Below are 2,183 nucleotides of genomic sequence, written 5' to 3' on the forward strand. Positions count from 1 at the left end.
TGTCGACGACGCGTGAATACTGACCCCCAGGCGACGGATGAATGTTGACCCCTCCACTCTCTGGAGGGTGATCAAGGTGGAGGACTGGGCGGAGATCCGTCGGCTGCACCGGGCCGAGGGGATGCCGATCAAGGCGATCGCTCGGCATCTGGGCATCGCCAGGAACACGGTGCGGCGCGCGCTGGCGGCCGAGGAGCCGCCGAAGTATCAGCGGCCAGGTAAGGGGTCGATCGTGGATGCGGCAGAACCGCAGATCCGGGAGCTGCTGCGGCAGTGGCCGGACATGCCGGCGACGGTGATCGCCGAGCGGATCGGCTGGCAGCGGTCGATGACCGTGCTCAAGGACCGCGTCCGGCAGATCCGGCCGGAGTACCGGCCGGCCGATCCGGCTTCGCGCACCAGCTATCAACCGGGCGAGCTGGCCCAATGCGATCTGTGGTTCCCGCCGACGCGGGTGCCGGTCGGGCCAGGCCGGGCGGTGAGTCTGCCGGTGCTGGTCCTGGTCTGCGGCTATTCGCGCTGGCTGCTGGCGCGGATGCTGCCCTCGCGGGCGGCCGGGGATCTGTTCGCCGGGATGTGGGCGCTGTTGTCGCTGCTCGGCGCGGCGCCGAAGACGCTGGTGTGGGACAACGAGGGCGCCATCGGGGCGTGGAAGGGCGGCCGCCCGCAGCTCACCCGCGAGGCCGAGGCCTTCCGCGGCAGTCTCGGCATCGGCATCCGGCAGTGCCGGCCGGGCGATCCGGAGGCCAAAGGGCTGGTGGAGCGGGCCAACGGCTATCTGGAGACCTCGTTCCTGCCCGGCCGCGCCTTCACCGGACCGGCCGACTTCAACGCCCAGCTGGAGGATTGGCTGCAACGAGCCAACCAGCGCCATCACCGCCGCCTGGACTGCCGTCCCGCTGATCGCATCGACACCGACCGGGCCGCGATGGTGGCCCTGCCACCGGTGCCGCCGATCGTCGGCTGGCGCACCTCGACCCGGCTGGCACGCGATCACTACGTGCGCATCGCCTCCAACGACTACTCCGTCCACCCCTCGGCGATCGGCCGCCTGGTCGAGGTCGTCGCCGACCTGGAACGCGTCACGGTGACCTACGCCGGGCAGCTGGTGGCGCGGCACGAGCGCTGCTGGGACGTCCACCAAACCCTCACCGACCCGGCCCACGCGCGTGCCGCCGCCGCGATGCGCGCCACCCGGCTGCAGACGGTGGCGGCGCCGGTCGACACCGAGGTGGAACTGCGCTCGCTCAGCGACTACGACACGCTGCTGGGCATCGAGGGGGTGGCGTGATGGCCGCCCGCACCAGCACTACGACCACAGCGGCGGGCAGCATCGGCGGGCGCAACGTCGCCGCCGAGCTGGCCTATCTGACCCGGGTGCTGAAGGCGCCGTCGCTGGCCGCCGCGGTCGAGCGGCTGGCCGAGCGCGCCCGGGCCGAGTCCTGGAGTCATGAGGAGTTCCTGGCCGCCTGCCTGCAACGCGAGGTCGCCGCCCGCGATGCGCACGGCGGCGAGGCCCGCATCCGCGCCGCCCGCTTCCCGGCCCGCAAAGCCCTCGAAGACTTCGACTACGACCACCAGCGCTCCCTCAAACGCGAGGTCATCGCCCATCTGAGCACGCTGGACTTCGTCACCGCCCGAGAGAACGTGGTCTTCCTCGGCCCGCCCGGCACCGGCAAGACGCACCTATCGATCGGGCTCGGGATCCGCGCCTGCCAGGCCGGGCATCGGGTCGCCTTCGCCACCGCAGCCGAGTGGGTGGCCCGCCTGGCCGACGCACACGCCGCCGGCAAGCTGCAGGACGAGCTCGTCAAGCTAGCCCGCATCCCGGTCCTGGTCGTGGACGAGGTGGGCTACATCCCGTTCGAGGCCGAGGCGGCCAACCTGTTCTTTCAGCTGGTCTCCAGCCGTTACGAGCGGGCCTCGCTGATCGTCACCAGCAACAAGCCATTCGGCCGCTGGGGCGAGGTGTTCGGCGACGACGTGGTCGCCGCCGCGATGATCGACCGCCTCGTCCACCACGCCGAGGTGATCTCGCTGAAGGGAGACAGCTACCGGCTGAAGAACCGCGACCTGGGCCGGGTCCCATCGGCCCGATCCGAGCACGAGCAGTAACCAACGACAACATCAGGGGGTCACGATTCAGACATCGTCAGGGGGTCAGAATTCGGCCGTCGTTGACA

2 protein-coding genes are annotated in these 2,183 nt (G+C 70.7%); both read left to right on the forward strand.

All coding sequences use genetic code 11. The features are described 5' to 3' along the window. Nucleotides 1-67: 67 nt before the first annotated feature. Nucleotides 68-1,291: an IS21 family transposase gene (gene istA, locus ACWDXC_RS45215; protein WP_449993250.1), complete on the forward strand. Its 1,224-nt coding sequence runs from the start codon at nucleotides 68-70 to the stop codon at nucleotides 1,289-1,291. Beyond that, on the forward strand, nucleotides 1,291-2,115 hold the full coding sequence (gene istB, locus ACWDXC_RS45220) for an IS21-like element helper ATPase IstB (protein ID WP_449993252.1): 825 nt from the start codon (nucleotides 1,291-1,293) through the stop codon (nucleotides 2,113-2,115). Before istA ends, istB begins: the two co-directional genes overlap by 1 nt. Nucleotides 2,116-2,183: the final 68 nt, after the last annotated feature.

It is taken from the genome of Nonomuraea sp. NPDC003214 (assembly GCF_053590035.1).